Raw genomic sequence first — 1,060 nt, forward strand, 5'->3', positions numbered from 1 at the left:
GGGGGTGGCCTATCGGGGTGAGGGTGTCGAAGCGGACCCGCAGCCGTTCGGTGAGCTGCTCCAGGGACATCGCGTGCAGCTGGCCCGCGGCCAGTTCGATCGCCAGCGGCAGGCCATCGAGGTCGCGGCAGAGGTCGGTGACCGCGGCGGTGGCCTGCCGGTCGGCGGCGTGCAGCGCGAAGCCCGGCGAGGCGGTGGCGGCGCGGTCGGTGAAGAGCCGTACCGCCTCGGCTTCGGTGGGCAGCGGGGATACGGGGATGACCTGCTCACCGGGTACGCCGATCGGCTGCCGGCTGGTGGCGAGGACGCGGAGGCCGGGGGCGACGGACAGCAGCGAGCTGATGAGGCGTGCGCAGCCGTCGATCAGGTGCTCGCACGTGTCGAGGATCAGCAGCAGCGCCTTGTCCGCCAGCCACTCGCCGAGCACCTCCAGAGCCGGGCGCGCAGTGGCGTCGGAGAGCCGCAGCGCGCCCGCGACGGTGTGTGCGAGCAGCGCGGAATCCTGCAGCGGCGAGAGTTCGACCAGCCACACACCATCGCTGAACACCTCCTCCGCCTGCGCCCGGGCACCCGCGCGCAGCGCCAGCCGGGACTTGCCCACGCCGCCTACGCCGGTGAGTGTGACGAGGCGGGAGCGGGTCAGGAGCCTCTGTAGTTCGGCGAGTTCGGCGGTACGGCCGACGAAGCTCGTGGTCTCGGCGGGGAGGTTGCCCTGCCTGTGATTCCTGCTGGTCCCCGCACTGCTCGCGTTGCTCGCGTTGCCTGCGTTTCCCGGCACCTGGGCGCCCCTTGTCCTGTGTGGTGAGTCTCCTGCGGAGAAGGCTTGCCCAAGGCTTTTCTCCGGGAAACGGCGCTGATCGGGCAGGTTGGTGGTATACGACGCGCTGAGGGCGAGGGCTGGCTGAGGACCGTAGCTGTCCTCAAGCCGCCCTAGGGTACGGCGACATGAGGCGACTGCGGATGATGACGTGGGAACAGGTCAGCGCGAGGCGGCTGGCACGGGCAGGGCTGGCGGAGCCGGTGAAGGTGGGTGGGGCTGCGGGGGCTTCGGGGGTTGTGG

1 protein-coding gene is annotated in these 1,060 nt (G+C 71.1%); it reads right to left on the minus strand.

Annotation, left to right across the window (positions count from 1 at the left end; translation table 11 throughout):
* A partial coding sequence (locus tag G5C51_RS42140) for an ATP-binding protein (RefSeq protein WP_338118517.1) occupies nucleotides 1–778 on the minus strand: 778 nt, incomplete at its 3' end.
* Nucleotides 779–1,060: the final 282 nt, after the last annotated feature.

Origin of the sequence: Streptomyces coryli (genome assembly GCF_011044975.1) — a bacterium.
Classification (GTDB): domain Bacteria; phylum Actinomycetota; class Actinomycetes; order Streptomycetales; family Streptomycetaceae; genus Streptomyces; species Streptomyces coryli.